This is a genomic window from Tropicimonas marinistellae (assembly GCF_001509585.1).
Classification (GTDB): domain Bacteria; phylum Pseudomonadota; class Alphaproteobacteria; order Rhodobacterales; family Rhodobacteraceae; genus Tropicimonas; species Tropicimonas marinistellae.
This window is the reverse complement of the sequence record NZ_LNCI01000006.1, coordinates 16,875-35,015: the sequence shown is the minus strand read 5'-3', so window position 1 is coordinate 35,015 and position 18,141 is coordinate 16,875. Positions and strand designations below refer to the sequence as shown.

General features: G+C 64.3%; 28 protein-coding genes and 1 tRNA gene. 15 read left to right on the top strand and 14 right to left on the bottom strand.

What is annotated here, in order from left to right:
• Nucleotides 1-137 precede the first annotated feature (137 nt).
• The 3 genes from ARC39_RS13485 (at nt 138) to ARC39_RS13475 (ending at nt 2,061) form a co-directional block, all read left to right on the top strand.
• Nucleotides 138-1,289 (top strand): PepSY-associated TM helix domain-containing protein, encoded by a 1,152-nt coding sequence (locus ARC39_RS13485; RefSeq protein WP_068115290.1) that lies wholly within the window; start codon nt 138-140, stop codon nt 1,287-1,289.
• Nucleotides 1,290-1,518: 229 nt separating this feature from the next.
• Nucleotides 1,519-1,830, top strand: a complete 312-nt coding sequence (locus ARC39_RS13480; RefSeq protein ID WP_068115289.1) for an ETC complex I subunit — start codon at nt 1,519-1,521, stop codon at nt 1,828-1,830.
• 154 nt (nt 1,831-1,984) lie between these two features.
• Nucleotides 1,985-2,061 (top strand) — tRNA-Arg (locus ARC39_RS13475).
• 23 nt (nt 2,062-2,084) lie between these two features.
• Here the strand turns inward: ARC39_RS13475 and ARC39_RS13470 are convergent.
• The 12 genes from ARC39_RS13470 to ARC39_RS13415 form a co-directional block, all read right to left on the bottom strand.
• A complete protein-coding gene (locus ARC39_RS13470) occupies nt 2,085-2,927 on the bottom strand; it encodes a tyrosine-type recombinase/integrase (RefSeq protein WP_149866429.1) in 843 nt (280 codons plus the stop codon).
• 215 nt (nt 2,928-3,142) lie between these two features.
• Nucleotides 3,143-3,379: a helix-turn-helix transcriptional regulator gene (locus tag ARC39_RS13465; protein ID WP_068115285.1), complete on the bottom strand. Its 237-nt coding sequence runs from the start codon at nt 3,377-3,379 to the stop codon at nt 3,143-3,145.
• A 57-nt stretch (nt 3,380-3,436) separates the two neighbouring features.
• Nucleotides 3,437-3,760 carry a hypothetical protein gene (locus tag ARC39_RS13460; RefSeq protein ID WP_068115284.1) on the bottom strand — a complete coding sequence of 108 codons (324 nt, stop codon included), beginning with the start codon at nt 3,758-3,760 and terminating at the stop codon, nt 3,437-3,439.
• The gene (locus ARC39_RS13455) at nt 3,757-4,080 is read right to left on the bottom strand and encodes a hypothetical protein (RefSeq protein WP_068115282.1); all 324 of its coding nucleotides are present in this window, start codon (nt 4,078-4,080) and stop codon (nt 3,757-3,759) included. The genes ARC39_RS13460 and ARC39_RS13455 overlap by 4 nt, the downstream gene beginning before the upstream one ends.
• On the bottom strand, nt 4,077-4,307 hold the full coding sequence (locus ARC39_RS13450) for a hypothetical protein (protein WP_068115280.1): 231 nt from the start codon (nt 4,305-4,307) through the stop codon (nt 4,077-4,079). Before ARC39_RS13450 ends, ARC39_RS13455 begins: the two co-directional genes overlap by 4 nt.
• Nucleotides 4,304-4,483, bottom strand: coding sequence for a hypothetical protein (locus ARC39_RS13445; RefSeq protein ID WP_068115277.1), 180 nt, complete (start codon nt 4,481-4,483; stop codon nt 4,304-4,306). Before ARC39_RS13445 ends, ARC39_RS13450 begins: the two co-directional genes overlap by 4 nt.
• A complete protein-coding gene (locus tag ARC39_RS13440; protein ID WP_068115275.1) occupies nt 4,480-4,809 on the bottom strand; it encodes a hypothetical protein in 330 nt (109 codons plus the stop codon). The genes ARC39_RS13445 and ARC39_RS13440 overlap by 4 nt, the downstream gene beginning before the upstream one ends.
• A complete protein-coding gene (locus tag ARC39_RS13435; RefSeq protein WP_068115273.1) occupies nt 4,809-5,006 on the bottom strand; it encodes a hypothetical protein in 198 nt (65 codons plus the stop codon). The genes ARC39_RS13440 and ARC39_RS13435 overlap by 1 nt, the downstream gene beginning before the upstream one ends.
• Nucleotides 5,007-5,173: 167 nt before the next feature.
• Nucleotides 5,174-5,560: a DUF6941 family protein gene (locus tag ARC39_RS13430; RefSeq protein WP_149866428.1), complete on the bottom strand. Its 387-nt coding sequence runs from the start codon at nt 5,558-5,560 to the stop codon at nt 5,174-5,176.
• The gene (locus ARC39_RS13425) at nt 5,557-5,976 is read right to left on the bottom strand and encodes a helix-turn-helix domain-containing protein (protein ID WP_068115269.1); all 420 of its coding nucleotides are present in this window, start codon (nt 5,974-5,976) and stop codon (nt 5,557-5,559) included. Before ARC39_RS13425 ends, ARC39_RS13430 begins: the two co-directional genes overlap by 4 nt.
• Nucleotides 5,963-6,442 carry a hypothetical protein gene (locus ARC39_RS25625; RefSeq protein WP_149866427.1) on the bottom strand — a complete coding sequence of 160 codons (480 nt, stop codon included), beginning with the start codon at nt 6,440-6,442 and terminating at the stop codon, nt 5,963-5,965. Before ARC39_RS25625 ends, ARC39_RS13425 begins: the two co-directional genes overlap by 14 nt.
• A gap of 77 nt (nt 6,443-6,519) precedes the next feature.
• Entirely contained in the window at nt 6,520-7,296 is a 777-nt protein-coding gene (locus tag ARC39_RS13415) for a S24 family peptidase (RefSeq protein WP_068115264.1), read from the bottom strand.
• Between the two features lie 411 nt (nt 7,297-7,707).
• Here ARC39_RS13415 and ARC39_RS13410 point away from each other — a divergent pair, with 411 nt between their 5' ends.
• Together ARC39_RS13410 and ARC39_RS25870 are read left to right on the top strand one after the other, a co-directional pair.
• Complete coding sequence (locus tag ARC39_RS13410; protein WP_068115262.1) at nt 7,708-7,977, top strand: helix-turn-helix domain-containing protein; 270 nt, start codon at nt 7,708-7,710, stop codon at nt 7,975-7,977.
• On the top strand, nt 7,974-8,111 hold the full coding sequence (locus tag ARC39_RS25870) for a hypothetical protein (RefSeq protein ID WP_161470971.1): 138 nt from the start codon (nt 7,974-7,976) through the stop codon (nt 8,109-8,111). The genes ARC39_RS13410 and ARC39_RS25870 overlap by 4 nt, the downstream gene beginning before the upstream one ends.
• Before the next feature lie 2 nt (nt 8,112-8,113).
• On the opposite strand, the gene ARC39_RS13405 is transcribed toward ARC39_RS25870, so the two are convergent.
• Entirely contained in the window at nt 8,114-8,566 is a 453-nt protein-coding gene (locus ARC39_RS13405) for a hypothetical protein (protein WP_068115260.1), read from the bottom strand.
• A 9-nt stretch (nt 8,567-8,575) separates the two neighbouring features.
• Nucleotides 8,576-8,905 (bottom strand): hypothetical protein, encoded by a 330-nt coding sequence (locus ARC39_RS13400; protein WP_068115257.1) that lies wholly within the window; start codon nt 8,903-8,905, stop codon nt 8,576-8,578.
• 335 nt (nt 8,906-9,240) lie between these two features.
• On the opposite strand from ARC39_RS13400, the gene ARC39_RS25865 reads away from it, so the two are divergent.
• From ARC39_RS25865 to ARC39_RS13355, 10 genes are all read left to right on the top strand, one after another.
• On the top strand, nt 9,241-9,390 hold the full coding sequence (locus ARC39_RS25865; RefSeq protein ID WP_161470970.1) for a hypothetical protein: 150 nt from the start codon (nt 9,241-9,243) through the stop codon (nt 9,388-9,390).
• A gap of 5 nt (nt 9,391-9,395) precedes the next feature.
• A complete protein-coding gene (locus ARC39_RS13395) occupies nt 9,396-9,950 on the top strand; it encodes a winged helix-turn-helix domain-containing protein (protein WP_068115256.1) in 555 nt (184 codons plus the stop codon).
• Nucleotides 9,947-10,393, top strand: coding sequence for a hypothetical protein (locus tag ARC39_RS25320; RefSeq protein ID WP_078059250.1), 447 nt, complete (start codon nt 9,947-9,949; stop codon nt 10,391-10,393). The genes ARC39_RS13395 and ARC39_RS25320 overlap by 4 nt, the downstream gene beginning before the upstream one ends.
• A complete protein-coding gene (locus tag ARC39_RS13385; RefSeq protein WP_068115255.1) occupies nt 10,390-12,207 on the top strand; it encodes a hypothetical protein in 1,818 nt (605 codons plus the stop codon). Before ARC39_RS25320 ends, ARC39_RS13385 begins: the two co-directional genes overlap by 4 nt.
• Nucleotides 12,208-12,543: 336 nt before the next feature.
• Nucleotides 12,544-13,233 (top strand): hypothetical protein, encoded by a 690-nt coding sequence (locus tag ARC39_RS13380; RefSeq protein ID WP_149866425.1) that lies wholly within the window; start codon nt 12,544-12,546, stop codon nt 13,231-13,233.
• A 106-nt stretch (nt 13,234-13,339) separates the two neighbouring features.
• On the top strand, nt 13,340-13,726 hold the full coding sequence (locus ARC39_RS13375; RefSeq protein WP_068115251.1) for an HNH endonuclease: 387 nt from the start codon (nt 13,340-13,342) through the stop codon (nt 13,724-13,726).
• Nucleotides 13,727-13,804: 78 nt separating this feature from the next.
• Nucleotides 13,805-14,311 carry a resolvase gene (locus tag ARC39_RS13370; RefSeq protein WP_149866424.1) on the top strand — a complete coding sequence of 169 codons (507 nt, stop codon included), beginning with the start codon at nt 13,805-13,807 and terminating at the stop codon, nt 14,309-14,311.
• Nucleotides 14,311-16,020 carry a terminase large subunit gene (locus tag ARC39_RS13365; RefSeq protein ID WP_068115247.1) on the top strand — a complete coding sequence of 570 codons (1,710 nt, stop codon included), beginning with the start codon at nt 14,311-14,313 and terminating at the stop codon, nt 16,018-16,020. The genes ARC39_RS13370 and ARC39_RS13365 overlap by 1 nt, the downstream gene beginning before the upstream one ends.
• Before the next feature lie 26 nt (nt 16,021-16,046).
• Nucleotides 16,047-17,273, top strand: coding sequence for a phage portal protein (locus ARC39_RS13360; protein ID WP_236545261.1), 1,227 nt, complete (start codon nt 16,047-16,049; stop codon nt 17,271-17,273).
• Nucleotides 17,270-18,133: a head maturation protease, ClpP-related gene (locus ARC39_RS13355; RefSeq protein WP_068115244.1), complete on the top strand. Its 864-nt coding sequence runs from the start codon at nt 17,270-17,272 to the stop codon at nt 18,131-18,133. The genes ARC39_RS13360 and ARC39_RS13355 overlap by 4 nt, the downstream gene beginning before the upstream one ends.
• The last annotated feature ends 8 nt before the right edge of the window (nt 18,134-18,141 follow it).

Here is an 18,141-nt window from a genome sequence, read left to right as displayed (position 1 = left end):
TCGTTCGGCTGGGGCGCGGTCTGCTTTTGTTCTTTTCGGCTGCCGGCGCGGCAAGTGCAATTCTTTTTCGTCCGGGCAACGGAAAAGTGGTTGCGCGCCGTAGAAGCCATCGACGCGCAGCGAGCCGGGAGCAAGCGATGACTGTCCGAAAGGTCGTATTCTGGAGCCACCTCGTATGCGGGGTTGCCGTTGGATTGGTTGTGGCGGTGATGTCGATCACCGGAATTCTCCTCGCCTACGAGCTTCAGATCACGCGGTTGATGGAGACGCGGGTCGCGACGGAGACCTCTGGCGCGCCGCCGTTGAGTGCCGACGAGATCGCGATTCTGGCCGTGGAGCAAAGCGGCGGGCGTGCGACCTCCGTTACCTTTTCCAGCGACCCGGCAATACCCGTTGCCGCGGGCTGGGGCCGGTCCGACACGATCCTGCTGGACCCGACGACGGGCGCCGCGCTGAGCAGCGACACCGCTGGCGCGCAGGCGTTTTTCGGCGCGGTCATGCAAGTGCACCGCTGGCTCGTCCCGGTTTTCTCGCGCGAGGTGGGCGGGGCCGTTACCGGGGTGTCGAACCTCGTCTTTCTCTTCCTGATCGCCTCCGGCGCCTACCTATGGCTTCCGCGTGTCTGGAAATGGCGGATGTTCCGCAACAACCTGTTCTTCCGGCGCGATCTGCCGACGGCGCGCGCGCGGGACTTCAACTGGCACCACGTTTTCGGCGTCTGGGCATTGATCCCGCTGCTCGTGATCGTCATCTCCGGGACGGTGATCTCTTACCCGTGGGCGTCCAATCTCATCTATTCCGCCTACGGCGAGGAAGCGCCTGCGCGCCGCGGCCCGCGTGACGGCAGCGGCATGCGCGGAGCCGGCGGGTCGTCTGGAGATGTGGACCTCGCTCCGCAGGGCGTCACGCTACAGCAGGTGGTGGACAGCGCGGCAGAGACCGACGCGGGCTGGAACCGGATCACGCTGACGCTGCCACGCGAGGGCGCCGAGACGGTCGCGGCCATGGTGGACACCGGAACCGGGCGGCAGCCGGCGCGCCAGACAACGCTCGTTTTCAGCCGGGACGACGGCGCGCTGGTGGAGACGCAGGGCATCGAGGATCGCTCCCCGGCGTCCCGCGTGCGGCTCTGGATGCGGTTCGTTCACACCGGCGAATACTACGGGCTTCTCGGTCAGACGATTGCCGCGATCGCCTCCGTTGCGTCGCTTGTAATGGTGTATACTGGGTTGGCGCTCAGCTACCGCCGCCTCATCCGGCCGCTGTTCAGGCGTCGGGCCTCGGCGTAATCGCGCCGAATTCGCGGAGAATGGATTGCGGAATCGGCTGGCTTGCCGCAACGTAAAGTTACGCAGCAGACAGGCTGCCGGTCGGTGAACATCCCCATCTCGCTCCCTCGTGGCCGACCGGCAGCCACCCCCGGTGCCATGCCCGGGGCGTCATGGGCGAGACAGATCGCCCCTTGCGGCAACCGGCGGCCTTCGCGATAACCGCAGTCAGTAGCCAAGGAGTTCGCCCATGCGTGCGCGCATCTATCAGCCTGCGAAAAATCCCATGCAGTCCGGCACCGGAAAGACGAAACATTGGGTCGTCGATATCGTTCCGGAAGGCGGGACAGACGTGGACCCGCTGATGGGGTGGCCGGGCGGCACCGACGTGCACAGCCAGATCAAGTTGCGCTTCGATACCAAGGAAGCCGCGCTGGATTATGCCCGCGAGAAGGGGCTCGATGCGGTGGTGATCGAACCGAAGAAGCGCAAGCCGGTCATTCGCCCGAATGGCTACGGCGAGAACTTCGCGACCAACAGGCGGACGGTCTGGACGCACTGACACGACTCATCGCATGCGCGCAGGGGTTACCTGACCCTGCCTCGGCCGGCGGGGCGGTTGAGGGACGCGCAATCGCCCTCGAAACAGCGTTTCGGCCCGTTGGTCGCGCGACATGGCTTGAAATTGGGCGCCGGGCTGCCCAAAAGGGAGCAGCGGTCCCATAGCTCAACTGGATAGAGCAGCTGACTTCTAATCAGCAGGTTCGGGGTTCGAGTCCTCGTGGGATCGCCACATAGCCTCCTTTCCCCTTTTTTTTATGACTTTTTGCGGGTGGGTCCGACCTTGTTTACAGGGTTCTGGTCTTGTTCCGTTCCCAAAATGGCCCGCTTCCGCTCCGCGGCGATGATGTAGTGCTGAACCTCGTCCAGCGTTTTGTGGCCGCTCCAAGCCATCATTGCGAGGGCCGGTGCGCCATTCTCAGCAAGCTGGATGAGGCGAGACTTCCGCAATCCGTGGGCGCTCTTCTGGACGCCGGCGAGGCGGGCCGATTCCGCCATCCAATTCCCGAGTGCTTTCTCTGATCGCGGTTTCCCGTGTATCGTCACGATCAGTGCCATACCGGGGCGCTGCGCCTCGATGCAGGCCATCAGGTACCCGTGTGTCTCCAAGTCGGCAAATGGCTGCATGGCGCAGGTCCACGGAACATGCGCCTTCCCCTTGGTCTTCTTCTGCGTGAAGGTGAGAACCCCGTCGCCCTTTCCGACCATGCCAAGCGTCAGCCGGCATGCGTCGGAGATGCGAGCACCCGTCCAGTAGGTCAATTCGAATGCGAGGCGGCGCGGATCCTCGATTGGCCAGTGGTCTCGAAACGCGGCGATTTCCTCGACCGACCACGGTTCGTGTCCGTCGGTCTTCGGTGCCTTCGGTGCCTTTGTGGCGTCGCTCGGGTCTTCGGCAATGAATCGGGACGCCAATGCGAATGCGCAGAGCAGTCGCCATGCTTTGCGGCGGGCGCGGGCCGGGTTCGCGGGTAGTTTCGCAAGATCGGATTGGATGTGGTAGGGCCGGAGATCCTTGATAGGCGCGGTGCCGTATTCTTCCACAATGGTGCTGATATGCCGGCGGGTCGGACGCCTGTAGCCTTCCGAGAGTTCCATGAACTTCTTCGAGGAAAGATACGCCGTGCACGCCGCTCCGATGGTCCCGGTTCCGTGCCTGGTCTTCGGTGCCCGCTTGCGCCCCTCCTCTGCGGTCCATGCCGAAATAAAAGCCGGGTCATCTTCCGGAACGTCGGCAGGGAGCCTGCCACCTGTGATGCGGTGATACTTGTACGACTTGCCGTTCCGCGTGACGCGCTGGACCCGTGGCAATTTCACCCGCTCACTCCGAAGATGTCGTCGCACCCGTTGCCCTCGTTTCCTTCCGTCTCGCCTTCGGTTGGCAGGCTGTCGGCGTAGGCGTCCAGGTCGTACCGGTCGTAGAGGCGATTCCTGCCGTCCACCTTGCGCGGAATCGGCAGGGTCAGCAACTTCGACTCCGACATGCCGAGATAAGCGGCCGCGGACGGCGCTTTCATGAGGCGTGGCAGAAGGAAGGCTGGCGCTGTCATGTGAGGGTCATCCTGCCGTCGCCCGTTCGTCGCGGCGGGCGAGGATCGCAACGACGCTCATGCCTCGCCCTCCGACGGTTGCGCGGCGTCCTCCGGCACGCCCGTCACCGCGCGCGCCTTTCGGACCCATGCGCGGAACAGGTTCAGGGGGCCGGCGGTGCTGGTGACGGTGATGCCGTGCATGCGCAGCCGCTCGGTGCCGCGGCCGAGCGCGAGGCTCGTGCCGTCCATGCGGGCGATCTTGTCGGCGATCTCCTCGATGACGTTGCGGATCTTCTCCGCGTCATCGGGCGTCGCGTGGGAAAGCCCATCGGTTCGCTGCAGTTCAGTTTCGAGCCAGTCGGCGCGGGCGAGAATCGTGGCATGGGTTCTGTCGGTCATGTGGCTGCCTTCCTGTTGGCGCGGGATGGGTCGACGCGGGGCGGTGCGGGCGGAAACTCGACCACCTCGGCGTATTTCTCGGCAACGGCCTCGCGCTCGTCGATCAGGCCGTTGACGATGCCGCAGAGCGCGGAGCGGCCGATGAGGTCCGCGCTCGGGCCGCGAAGCATGTTTCTGCCAAGTGTGGAGATCAGCTCTTCGCCGATGTTCCGTTCTTCGCGTCCAATCCGGTTGGATATATCGACCACAATGCGGTCGATGGTTTCGACACGGTTCAGCGCGGCCGCCGCTGCGGTCACGGTTTCGGCGGTAAGGGTCATTCGGATGCCTCCGGTGCGGACAGGAAATCGGGAAGCTGGCGGTAGCAGCGCGCGGCAATTCGGTGGTGGAGCCGGATCGGGCCGCTGATCTCGCTTCGGTCGATTTCCCAATATTCAAACCGGACAACCACGCCCTCGGGCGGCGCGTTCAGCAGGTCCTGCAGATCCTGCGCGGCCTTCGAGACAGCGCGGCTATAGGCGGCCTCGGTCTCGTGCGGGTCGCTCATGGCCACACCGGCGGATTGGCCTGCCAGTAGGCGACCCAGCGGTGCGCCTCGAAGGCGAGGACGGCGGCGGTGCCAACGGCGCCGGCGCGCAGCAGGAACGTTGCGATCATCCGGCCGTGGCGATAGCCCCGGTCGCGGGCCGCGCGCAGGCTGGCCTGGTGCTGGTAGCTGTTCATGCCGCCACCTCGCTTGCCTTGCAGGCGTCCCGCAGGGCGGCGACGGCAGCGTTCATGTCGTTCTGGACTGTCGCGAGGTCGATCAGGCAGCCCTCGTCGGGGTCGCCGTAGCGGTGGGTGATCGTGTCCGACCAGCAGGCCAGCAGCGTGAGCGCGGCGTCGGGGTCGAGCGTGGCGAGGCCGTCGACAAGTCGCTCCGTCAGGTCAAGGGTGAGCGCGATACCCGGCACGTCGCGGATCTGCGCCTGCGAGGAGATCGCCGCGCGCGCCTGTTCGTGGACGTCCTGGCAGGCGACGACGAAGGGCGTGTCCTGAAGCTCCCCCATCAGATCATCCCCCGGGCGCGTTGCTCGGTGCGGACGCGGAGCTGGTGCATCCGGTGGCCGCGTTCGCGCATCAGGTGCGCCCATGCGACCAGGCGCAGGCCGGGGCGATCATGGTGGCGCTCGGGGCGGGTGACGACCGCCAGCGCCTCGGCGCGCGTGGCGAGCGGGAGAGAAATCCGCGTCGGGCAGGTGTTCATCGGAGACTCCATCGGTGTCGATGGAGCTATTGTTGCGATATTCGCAATATTATCGCAACTATAAAATGCGGATAGCGCAACACCTTCAACGCAAACTTGGATTGTCGATTCGCAAATATGAATGAACCCCGCGCGATGACGGGGTTCGGTGACATGAATGAGATGTGCTACTCAGGGTCTGGTGGAGGGCCCACAACGACGTCCATACGCCCAGCTATTTCGCGATCCCCGTCAAGCTCGACAATGACCGATAGCTCTCCAGTTTTCTTTATCTCAAAGGGCACGCCGACGACTGAGAAAGTTCCGATATCGACGGATTTATCAACTGAAATCTTCGTTTCGTATGCTGGTGGCGGCTGCCCGGGTGCAGAAAACTCTATCCTCAACTGGTGCTCGCCCGCGGGGATGCCGGTCGAGCGAATCCAAAAGCTGATCTTGATTTGTCCTGGTTGCGGTAAGCGAATGTCGCCTGCATACGCACCAATCAGGAGGAACTTCCCGTTGTCCTCCTGCCGAATGTCATCGCAAAACACGGTTTGAAATGAGGGTTTCATCCGGTCGTGGCGACTACTGGTTTTGGCGCGAAGTTGCTCCGGACAGAGGTGCCGGTAGTGATGTCGGGCGATATGCGAATGACGTTCGGCCTATCGGTGGTGGCATAGCCGTTGCTGCTCTTCGGGATTAGAGTGAAGTCGACGGCCGGTTTCGCGCCGATCGCCCACAGCAGTTCCCCGACGGTTCGGGCTGTGGGATTCGCGCCGCCATTCAGTATCCGCGTGACGACGGCCTTGTCGACGCCCAGCTTGTCGGCGATCTTCTTGCGCGTCAGGCCGTCTCGTCGCATGGCTTCGAGCGCCACTTTCGCAAGGGCGGTGTGGAGGTGCCACATGTATTCGCTCGACCCGGTGTCCTTGTGGTCGATCTCAAAGTTGAACTCCTCGACCGCGTCCTGATGTTCAGAATAGGTCATCCAAGTCTCCATCCACGTATTTCGGCGGGTCCAGATCTAACTCGTCGCGATGCTGCACGCATTGCTTCAGGTAGCCGTGGTACAGGCCCAGATCGGTGCATTGGCTTTTTATCCCGATGTCGGACAGTATGAACTGCAGGGGGCGGTGGAACCACCCGAATAGACGTAGGTCCGCCGTTTTCAACTCCCATACGCATTCCTCGTGCGGTCGGATCTTGTGTGGTTCCATCCATGTTCCGTAGTCATCCCCCCGGATGAAGCTCGAAACCTGCTGCATGGCTTGTTCGAGTGGGCGAATGGCGCCTTCGACAAATCCGTCGGTCTCAAGATCGCGCACCGTTGTTTGTATTGTTCCTATTGCCGTCGGCGTTGCGTACATCAGTCTGAGCTTCTGCTGGTCAGGCCGCAGGTTTCCGCCCATCTTGCGAAGTTTTCCCTGTCGGGCCAGTTGCTCTGCGGTTGACATTTATGTCAACTCCGAGATTCGTGCAATGGATTTAACAATTCGTTGATGAGGTGCGCGACCTGCACGGGGCAAAGGTGCTACACCTTCCTTCCGTACCAGAGCACTTTACCAACGGCGGTTACTTCCGCTGTTAAGTACTCCTGTGTGGGGTATTGCCTGTTGTCAGAGATTATCGTGATGTGCCCTTTCTTCGGGGAGCGGGTCACCCGTTTGACATGAAGGGTATCGTCGAACTTAAGAACGAAAAGCCCGTCGAAGCTGAGGTTGGTCTTGCTGGAGTCCAGGAGGACGATGTCATCGTCCAGAAGGGTCGGCTCCATGCTGTCACCCTTCACGCTGATGATGGCCAAGTTGCGGGGGTCGCTACCTGTAAGGCGCCTCAGATAGGCTGGCGGAAATGCTAAGCTGAATACTGGTGCCTCGGATTCTACGACCGTGCCATTCCCGGCCGACGCCTCGACGTCATACACTGGCACAAGATCCTGTCCACGTAGCGCGCTGTCAGAGTACTCCGAGCGTGTTGCTTGGTCAGCAAATCGTCCCGTTCCAAGTTGTCGATCAAGGGTATACAGAACGTCCGCAGCGTTCTGAACGGAAAAGTAACCAGAACCTGGAGGCGGTAGGGGGAGACCTCGCTCTTCTCGATCTCTAAGCACGCGCAGGCGCCTGATAAACTCTTGCGCCTTAACAAGTTCCGCGCCTTTGAATTGGCGTTTGCCGCTCAACGTCTTGCTCAGCTTGTCGGCTGAAATGTCGAGGGATTGAGCGAGCATGGCTTGAGTTCCACCGAGGTCCTTGACCAGCTTCCGGATGTCCTCGCCAGACATTTCGTCGATGGGGGTATCTTCAGTCATGGGTGACTTATCACCTTCTGGGTGAAGGTAAGGAAATCGCGAATATCGCAACTTTTGTGTTGCCATAAATTGCGAAATACGCAATTCATGGTGCGCGATGAAAAGCTCTGCGAAACAAGTGATCGATGTGTGTGGCGGCTTCGCGGCCGTCGCTGCTTTGACGGGCCGGCATGAAACCCGCGTTCGACGGTGGACGTATCCAAAAGAACGCGGTGGAACGGGAGGTGTGATACCTTCCGAGGTTCAGCAACAATTGCTTTCCGCTGCGCGTCGTGAGGGGATTGATCTTCGGCCAGAGCACTTCTTCAGCGCCGAAACTCCCGAGGGGGACGCCGCTTGACCGCCGCATCCCCCTCTCTCGCTGTTGGCTCCAGATGTTCCCTCTCACAGGAACAAGATGGAGCATGCCGCGTGAAAAATCTTTCCAATTCGTTCGAGGACGAAAGACGTTCGCCGCGACAGCGGTTCGCCGATCTGCTCTGGTGCGCCTTTCCGGCGCGGTCGGAGGCGGAGGTTGCGGCGAAGGCCGCACGGGCGCTCGGGTGCAGCGAGCGCACCGTCCGCAACTGGCTGCGCTGTGAAAACGACGCCAGCCTGACGTATTTCTTTGCCGTCGCCGCCATTGCCCAGGTCGAGATGCGCCTGGGCCGCCGGCGCGGGCCCATGGGGAGGGCCGCATGAGGGGGACGCTCTTTCGTGCCTATTGGCACATCCGCGGACGGATCGCGCAGGACGGCGCGACGCGCGCGCTCAAGCGGCATCGCTGGCTGGTGCAGCGGGCGGAAAAATTTTTCCTGCGGAGGGACCGGGCGTGAGGCTACTCCTGCAGTTCCTTCCATGCCGTGACTTGTTGCTCCATGCAAAACGCCACCATCTGGAAGTTGAGGCCCCAATCGGCATAGCATTTGCCGAGAATTTCCGTTCCAACGGCTTCTGGCACATCTTCCTGAAGGGCCTCGATGCTGAGCAGCGACTTGATGCGCTCCTGTGCGCAGAAGTTCGCCATCTGGAAGTTGGCTGGCCACTCCGCAACGCACTCGTCGACGCTTTGAACGAAGAGATCGGCGTCGAGGCTTTGCCGCAAGGCGGTGAACTCGCGGTAGCCGGCGGCGTCCTGGTCGAGGCAGAACTTCGTCATCTGGAAATTCCCTGGCCATTCGGTTTCGCAGCGCTCCTTGGCAGCTGGCTCGTTATAGGCTGGGCCCTCGGCATGAACCTGAGTGGCGCCAAGAAGTACCAGTACAGCGAGGATTGTGGCGTCGATTCTCATGGTCGCACCCTATTTGCGGGGTCTGGTAAAAAGGACGAGCAGTCCCAGTACGATGTCGCCGAGAGCCCAAACGGTGATGACCATCCCTATGCCGATGGTGGCGCCAATGGCTGCGCCAGCCTGTTCTGCTTCACTAAGACCATCCATTTGGCTGCCCACGTCTCCGAGGCCAAGCACGAGCCATGCGAGCATCAGAAGGTTCCATCCGATAAAGAGCCACTTGAAAAGGATGCCGAAAAAACCGCGCCGCAGTTTCCGAAGCGGGTGGCCACAATTGGGGCAGTCGAATGCCTTGGGCGAAACCGCAGAATCACAGACTGGGCAGGTCGCGGTGGTCATCTCTTTGGCTCCGGTCATGGTTCGTCTTTGCAACCCAAACCCTGTCTAAAAGGACAGGTCAATGTGACAGTTTTCCGGCACGCCGAAGCGCTGCTCGCGGCGGGTGTGTCCAAGAATCCGTATCGCCCGTCCTCCTCCCTGGGCGGTGCGGAACTGGGCCCGCGCCACTCTTGCTCCTCCCTGGGTGGCGCGGGTAACCTTCTTTCGAGATCCCGGCGGGCAGGGGCCGCGCCGGAATCAGCGCGCGGCGAGCGGGCCCGGACCGGCTTGACATCCACCACTCACGTGGCCCGGCCGCGCGCTGTCCGTCCTGCCGGGTACGAGGTGCGCGCGTGATGGCGGGCGGGCGGTCCTTCGAGGAGCTCTATGCCGAGAAAATGCAGGGCCTCGCCGTCCGCGAGGAGCGCGAGGCCAAGATGCCGCCCGTTCCGGCGGCGCCGAGGCTGATCCTGTCGCGGACCTCTGTCGCCGCGATGGAGGGGTAGGGCCCGTGTTCCGGTCGATACGTGCAGCAGGAGACGGCGGGGCGGCGCTGGCACCGGCCGTGCCGCCGCGCGAGAGCGTCGCGCGCCGGATTGGCCGGATCGCCGCCGCCGCGGGGCTCGATCCCGCCGCGCTGCGCGCGATCGTCGAGCGGCATGGCGCTTACGGCGGCCGGATGGAATCGCTCCGCGAGATCACCTACGCCCTGCCGCGCGACGTGGCGGTGGATTTCCTGCTCGACATCATCGACCAGTTCTACGGCGACACGCCGGAGATCGGCCGGTTTCCGGGCGTGAAGCTGGAGCCGCGCCTGCGGCAGGCGTTCTGCGCGCTCTACGCGGCCGAGGGCCGGATCGTCACCTACCGGCGGATGTTCTACCTGCTCTACGGCGACACCCCGGAGAGCGACGAGTTTTCGGCCCGCGCGCCGCAATGGTGCGTGGCCCGCATGCGCAAGCGGCTGCGCCACCTGACCGGCTTCGAGATCGAAACGATGACGCGGGAGGGCTACCGCCTGACCCGCGCGCCTGGATACCGGTTTCCATGGGAGGACGCGGCATGACCGAGCAGAGGCCGATCGAGGCAGGGGCGGCCGTAGGGTCCCGCACCGACATCCTGTTGCAAAAGGTGACGCTCTACCGGCTGTCGCCGGAGCTCTTGCTGTTCGACGTGCTGCAGACGCTGTTCGGGCAGGGCGACCGATGCCCGCGCGAGGCGATGGCCTGGATGCTCGATCGCGCCTTGGCGGAGCTGGAGACGGCCGGGCCGCCCGCGTCGTTCGACGACATACGCGCCGATGCGGCGTTCTGGGCCGATCTCGCCAGCCCGCGCGAGGTGGAGGTCTATTTCGCGGCCCTTGCCCGGCGCCTGATGGCAGATCGCGGCCGGCTGAACACGGGCGCGCTAAAGCGCCTGCTTGTCGCGCTGTGGGAGGCGATGCCCGAGGCAGATCGCGCGGCCTTCCTGCGAAAGGTCGATCCGGACGGGGCGTTCCGCAAGACATGACAGACGATCCATTCGACAGATTGCAGCCGGTCGGGGAGCAAGACGAAGTCGGCCCCGATCCGAACGAAGACGACGCGGGCGGCGTCCATGCCTCCTCCCCCCCGATTCCGCGGGGTGGCCGGGGCAAAGAGGCTCTCCCGCCCCGCGGGGCGGCGGACGCGCGCGACCTGCCGCCGGCGTTCCCTGTGCGGCCCGTTGGCGCTGCCGATGGCGTGTTCTACTTCCTGTCCGCGCGGGGCGAGCTGGTGCCGCTGACGGCGCGCGACCTGTCGAACCGGACGCGCCTGTTCTCGCTGTTCGCCGGCGTGGCGGACCCGCTCCGGTGGCTGCGGTGGATCGCGAAGCCCCTGAAAGGCGACAAGGATTTCAACACCAACCACGCGGCGGAATTCCTGATCACCGCCTGTTCTGAGCTGCCGCTCTACGCGCCGAACACGCAGGTCCGGTCGCTGGGAACCTGGCGCGGCCCCGGCGGGGCGCCGCTGGCCCACGTGGGCGACACGCTGCTGTTGCCCGATGGCGCACAGCCGGCCGGTGCCTTCCTTGAGCGGGCGATCTACCCGGCCGCGCCCGGCTGCCCGACGCCGGGGTCGGTGCCGGCGGCGGCCTTGGAACTGGCCTTCGTGCGCGACCGGATTCGCGATACCTGGGCATGGGGCCGCCCGATCGATGCCGACGTGGCCATGGGCTGGGTCGGGCAGGCGGTGCTGGGGCAGTTCCCGCGCTGGCGCACGCATATGTGGATCCAGGGCAAGCTGGGGTCGGGCAAGTCGACGCTGGTGCGCATCCTGTCCTCCCTGCTGGGCGGCATGTCCGGCGGCGTCAAGAAGGGCGCCAGCGAGGCGGCCGTCCGGCAGGCGACCAACCGGCAGGCCATCGTGCGGATCTTCGACGAGGCGGAGACGACGGGCGAGGCCGGGCAGGTGGAGGCGATCATCGCGCTTTTCCGGCTGATGAGCGATGCCGATGGCGCCCAGGTGGAGCGCGGCACGGCGCAACACGCGGCGATCCGCTTCGCGCTGTTCGGCGCCGGGCTGCTCGCCTCGATCGTGCCGGGCATCATGCAGCCGCAGGACCGGTCGCGGTTCGTCATGCTTTCGATGCAGGCGCGTCCCGATGCGTCGGACGCCACCGACGCGGCGGCGCGGCTGGCGGACCTGGAGGAGGACGCGCTGAACCTCGGGCCCGCCGTCTGGCGCCGCATGCTCGACCTGGCGCCGCAGCGGTGGGACGATGCACACAGGCGCTACGCGGCGCTGGTGCAGACCATGGGCGGCGACAGCCGGGCAGGCGACACCATTGGCGCCGTCCTCGCCGGGTGGGACCTGATGCTGCACGACACGCCGCTCGACGACGACCGGCTGGTGGAGGCGCAGGCAATCGCGCGGCCGCTGCTGATGGAGGCCAAGGAGGCGCAGACGGAGGGCGAGGGCGAGCGCTGCCTGCGCACGCTGCTCGCCTACCTGCTGCAGAAGGACCACGGCGGCGTGGTGCAGGTGAGCGAGCTGGTCGCCTCCCTGCAGGGCTTCAAGGACATGCCGCTCGATGCGCCGGCGGACGTGAAGCTGCTGGCGCGGCTGGGGCTGCGGGTGGTCGATGGCGACGTGGGCAAGCGCGAGCTCTTCGTGATCAACGGGGAGCATCCGCAACTGAACCGCGCCTTCGGGGGCACCAGGTGGCGCGGCGGCGGCCACAGGGCGGCGCTGCTGACCCTCGATGGTGCCCGCCCGGCGCCCGGACCCTTGCGCTGCGGCGACCGCAAAGTGCGGGGCGTGCTGATCCCGGTTTCGCACCTTCCGGGGGCTGTCTCGTGATGTTCGTGCACGGATACACAGAAGCCGGGACGTTTTGCAGGGAAGCGTCCCGCAAACGTCCCGCCAAGTGTCCCACTCTCAAGCCCTTGAATTTGCGCAGGATATTCGGCCCGCCGGACGGGGTGGGACGGTGGGACGCTGAAAACCGTACATACCTGCGCACAGGCGCGGGGATGGGGGTATGTTTTGACCGTCCCACCGTCCCAAACCCTTCCAATCAATACAATTATCAAATGAATAGAAAGAGATAGAGGCGGGACGGTCGGTGGGACGTTTGCGGGACGGTAGGGCGCAAAGCGTCCCGGGGCAGGCGCAAGGGGAAGCGAGCGGATGAACATGGCAAGATTGATTACGGCAGACGGCCGGAACGCTCCGGTCCGGCCCGGGCGGCAGCGGGAGCCCATTGCGGTGCAGGAGCTGCTGGAGTGGGCCTTCGCGGTGGAATGCGCGTCGCTCGACTTCGACGAGTTCGCGCCCGGGCGTTGCGTCGGCATCGAGGCCGTGCTGATGGAGCAGGCCAGGCTCGGGGCGAAGATCGATGGCGGTGGCTGGTCGCCGCGCGCAACGGATGCGGAGATCGTCGCGGCCGTGGTCTGCGGGATGCCGGTCCAGCGTGGCGGGCGGCGCATGGCGGTGATGATCGCGGAGCTGGCACGGGCGCGGCAGGTGCCCGACTGGATGCCCGGCGCGGTGCCGCGCCTGGCGCCGGCGGAGTGGAAGCGGGCCAGCCGCCACGGCGGTCCCATGGCGCGGACTGATGTTGCGGGGCATTGGGACGAGGAGAAGTGGTTGCGCAATCCGAAGAACCCGACCACGCGCATCCGTCGGGTCAAGCGGCACGAGATCCGGTTCTGCCCGTGCAGATGGACGCCAAGCAACGAGAGGATCTCGGCCGCGCGGCGGTTCTACCTCGATTGGTGGGGCGCGCTGCTGCACCTGCAGGACGCGTTGCGCTCGGTCGGCCTGGACGGGTTCAAGGTGACGTCCGTCATGCCGCCGATGACGCCGTGGCGCGACGACCGATAGTGGTCGTTGACAACGTCAGGAACTACATCTATTGACATTAAGCCAAGAACACCAGTGCGCCCGGAGCGGAGATCCCGCCCCGGGCGCTTTGCGTTTGGGGGTGTGGATGGGCAGGCTGAAAGCGGTGAAGCCACGGTTGGCGCAGGCGCCATCGCGCGTGGCCGGGTCCGGCATCAAGCCATCCACCGTTGGGGTGGCGCATCCATTCTCGACGCGGCGCGGCCGCAAGGTTCGTGACGCGGTGGTCCAGCGGGACCTGTGTCTGTGTCAGATGTGCGGCTGCATCGTCGTCTCCGGCCGGTCGGATCCGCGGGCCGCGATCGTTGACCACGTGCGGCCCTGGAGGCTCATGCCCGAGCTCCGGTACGTGTTGTCCAACCTGCGATTGGTCTGCCGGGACTGCCACGCGGTATGCCTGTCGATCGAGGCGCGGTTCGCTGGCGACGCGGAAATGATCGCCGCCGAGAAGCTTAAACTGACCCACCAGACCTGAATATGGGGGGGGTGGTCGAAACTCTGGAGCGCGCTGGAACGGAAACCAGCCGCCCCCTAAGCGAGGGATTTTTTTTCTGTGAGTAGAGAAAATCCGGACGATGTGATCGGCCGCAACCTTTGGGGAGAACCCGTATACCGTGTGGCTCGCAAGAAGGGTCGGCCGCCGTTCGAATGGACCGAGGAAAACTCACGTAAAGTCAGCATGTTGCTCGCGATGGGCTGGAAGAACGACCGCATTGCCGGCTGCATCCTGGACCCGCGCACGGGAAAGCCGATCTCGCTCCCGACGCTGAAGCGGCATTTTAGAGCCGAGCTGGCCGTTCGCGATCGGGCGCGGGATCTCCTCTTTGCCAAGCAGCTTGAGGCCGCCGCGGCTGCGGCTTTCGAGAGTGGGAATGTCGGTGCCATGAGGTTCTTCGAGCAGCTCGTGGAGAAGAACGACCGGGCCCTGGCGGGTGCGCGGCTGCGAAGCGAACCGGCAGACGAGCCGGTGGGCAAAAAGGAACTAGCACGCCGGGCGGCTGCGGAGACCATTGAGGGCGATGCCTGGGGCGGCGATCTGAAGCCGGGGAACTACAACTGATGGATCTGTCGTCCCAACACCAGCCGGACCAGCGGTGGTCGACGGCAGTTCCAGACTGGAAGGACCGGATCCTGCAAGGACGATCCATGGTTCCGGATCTGCCGCTGAATGAGGTTGTCGCGGAAAAGGCGCTTCGGATCTTTAAGCGTCTCCGGGTTCCGGACCTGATCGGCACACCGACCTACGGTGAGATCTGCGAGGACTGGGTTTTCGACTTCGTCCGCGCAATCTTCGGTTGCTACGATCCGGTTCTGAAGGCGCGGATGATCCGCGAGTTCTTCCTGCTGGTTCCGAAAAAGAACGGGAAGTCTGCCATCGCGGCCGCGATCATCGTGACAGCGGCAATCATGAACGAGCGCCCGATGGCCGAGCTGTTGCTGATCGCGCCGACGCAGGCGATCTCGGCGATCGTGTTCAACCAGGCGAAAGGGATCGTGAAACTGGATCCGGACCTCGTGGCTGTCTTCCACATCAAGGATCACGTGAAGCAGATTGTGCATCGGGAAACCGAGGCTGTGATCATGATCGTCTCGGCCGATGGCGACGTGGTGACAGGATCGAAGGCGACATACATCGTGGTCGATGAGACCCACGTCCTGGCTGCCAAGGAAAAAGCGCGCGAGATCTTCATCGAGATCCGCGGAGGTCTGTCGGCGCGGCCGGAGGGGTTCATCCTTCAAATCACAACGCAGTCCAAGAAGCGACCGGCCGGGCAGTTCAAGAAGGAACTGGACAAGGCGCGCAGGGTGCGGGACGGCGAGCTGCAGCTTCCCGTTCTGGCCGTGCTCTACGAGCTGCCGCGCGAGGTAGCGAAGGACAACGGCTGGAAGGATGAGAACCTGTGGGGCCTGGTAAATCCGAACCTCGAACGGTCGGTGAGCCTCGGCTATCTGCGTGACGAGCTTCGCACGGCTGAAGAAGATGGCCCGGACGCGCTGGCGCTTTTCGCGAGCCAGCATCTGAACGTCGAGATCGGCGAGGGCCTGGTGCAGGATCGGTGGGTTGGCGCGGTGTACTGGCCCAAGTCGATCGAGCCTGACCTGACAGTCGAAAGGCTGTTTGATCGCTGCGAGGTGGTGGTGGCCGGCATCGACGGCGGCGGGCTCGACGACCTTCTCGGCATGAGTTTCGTGGGGCGTCTGAAGGGGCGCACCGGGTGGCTGAGCTGGTCGCGTGCCTGGGCACACGAGATCGTGCTGGAGCGGCGCAAGGAGATCGCCCCGGAGCTGCGTGATCTGGAGTCCGCGGGTGAGCTGACGTTGTGCAGCTATGAAACACAGGACATCGAGGAATTGGTCGCGCTCATCGCACAGGCGAACGACGCGGGGCTTCTTCCAGCGAAGGCGGCCGTCGGGCTCGATCCGGAAGGCGTCGCGCAGATCGTCGACGCGCTCTACGACGCCGGGCTGACGGAAGACCAGCTCCGCTCTGTCAGCCAGGGTTACAGGCTGAATGGGGCGATCAAGGGAACGGAGCGCAAGCTGTTCGATGGGTCGCTGAAACATGCTGACCAGGGGCTGATGACCTGGTGCGTCGGAAACGCCAAGACGGAAGCGCGGGGCAACGCCGTTGTCGTGACGAAGGCAGTGAGCGGGTCGGCAAAGATCGATCCGGTCATGTCACTCTTTAACGGTGTGACGCTCATGAGCCTTGGACCTGAAGCAGCAGGAAAATCCGTCTACGGTGAGCGCGGAGCGTTGGTCGTATGACGGGCAATCTCTGGGACGTTCCGATTGTGCGACGTACTTCCGCCGCGGTGCAGTCGGACGATGGCGGTCGCGCGATCACCTCTCCACGGCAATTGGAGGAGGCGTTGCGGGTGAGCCTCGCCGGGTCGGCAGCCGGGGTATCGGTGACGCCTGAGTCAGCGTTGCGCGTCGGGGCCGTCTTTGCGTGCGTCCGCCTCATCTCGGGCGCCGTCGCCAACCTTCCCTTGCAGGTCATGCGGCGGGAGGGCGCGAAGACGCGGGTCAATCTGACCTGGGACGACGATTGGGAGTGGCTGCGTCGAAGGCCGAACGACTGGCAGACTCCGTCGCAGATGAAGCGGATGCTGCAGGCGCACCTCCTGTTGCGTGGAAACGGCTACGCGCTGAAGGTGAAATCCCGGCGGCGTGTCATCGGGCTCAATCCGCTCGATCCCGATCGGATGCGGGTGGACCAGCTCGACGACCTGTCGCTGGCCTACACCTACACGCGGCGCAACGGCAGCAAGATCGTCTTGCCGCAGGATGATGTGCTGCACCTGGTGGGGCTGTCGCTTGACGGCGTTCGGGGGGTCTCTCCGATCACCTATGCGCGTGAATCCATAGGCCTCTCGATCGCGCAGGAGCGACACGGCGCGAAGACGATGAAGAACTCGGCTCGGCCGTCGACGGTGCTGACGCACCCTGAGAGAATCGGCGCCGAAGCCGTTGCGACGCTGCGGGCAAGCCTCGACGAGTACCGCGCGGGTGGTGAGGCCGAAGGTCATTCGCTGGTGCTGGAAGAGGGGATGACGATCGAAAAGATCTCGATGACCAACGAGGACGCGCAATGGATTGAGGCCCGAAAATTCAGCCGGGGCGACATTGCCATGTTCTTCGGCGTACCTCCCCACATGATCGGGGATGTCGACAAGCAATCGAGCTGGGGAACGGGCATCGAGTCGCAGGGGATCGGCTTCGTCACCTACACGCTCGAAGATCACCTGACGACCTGGGAAGAGTCCCTCGACAGGAGCATCGTCTCTGAGCCGAATGTCTATACACGGTTCAATCGGTCGGCGCTGATACGCGGCGATTTCAAGAGCCGTGTCGATGGATACGCCAAGGCGCTGCAGTGGGGCTGGATGAACACCGACGAGGTGCGGAGCCTCGAGGACATGAACCCCCGGGAAGATGGGGAGGGCGGGCGCTACTACGATCCGCCGAACACGGCCGGAACGCCCGCCGGCACGAGCAAAGAGGACACAGAGACATGAGCCTGCGAGCCCTGCCGGAAATCGACGCCAAGCGGCCTCCGGAAACCTTCGCCTTCGAAGCGGATCCCGATGCGCTGGAACGCTGGTCACCTGGGATCCATGCCGAGCAGACACCGGAGAATACGATCTCCGTTCTGGATGTCATCGGCGAGGATTTCTGGACCGGCGGTGGCGTTACCTCGAAGCGGGTTGCCTCCGCGTTGCGCGCCATCGGTGAGCAGGAGGTGTTCGTCGACATCAACAGCCCCGGCGGCGACTTTTTCGAGGGGGTCGCGATCTACAACCTTCTGCGGCTTCACCCTGCAAAGGTGACGGTGCGGATCCTCGGCATGGCGGCGAGCGCGGCGTCGGTTATCTCGATGGCTGGCGACAGCGTCCAGATAGGCAAGGCCGGGTTCGTGATGGTTCACAATGCCTGGGTGGTTGCCATCGGGAATCGCCACGACATGCGCGAGGCTGCCGACACGCTCGAGACCTTCGACGAGGCCATGACTTCCGTCTACTCCGACCGGGCCGGCGTGAAGGCGAGCGCGGCCGCGCGCTGGATGGACGATGAGACGTGGTTCAATGGCGAGGACGCCATTGCGGCGGGTCTCGCGGACTCACTGCTTTCGAGCGACGCGGTTGGCGAGGGCGGTTCGGAGGCGCGCGCCTCCCTCGTGAACCCGGCGCGGATCGCCGAGGCGCGCATGACAAAGGGTGGTGCCACGCGAACCGCCGCGCGCCAGATCATCAAGAATTTGAAGGGCATGCCTGACGCGGCCCTTGCCGGCATGACGGACTCTGCCGGAACCGCCACGCGAGACGCTGGCGACTGGAGTGCTGCCGCAAGGCAGCTCATCGACAGCATCAAGTCCTGAAAGGAAGA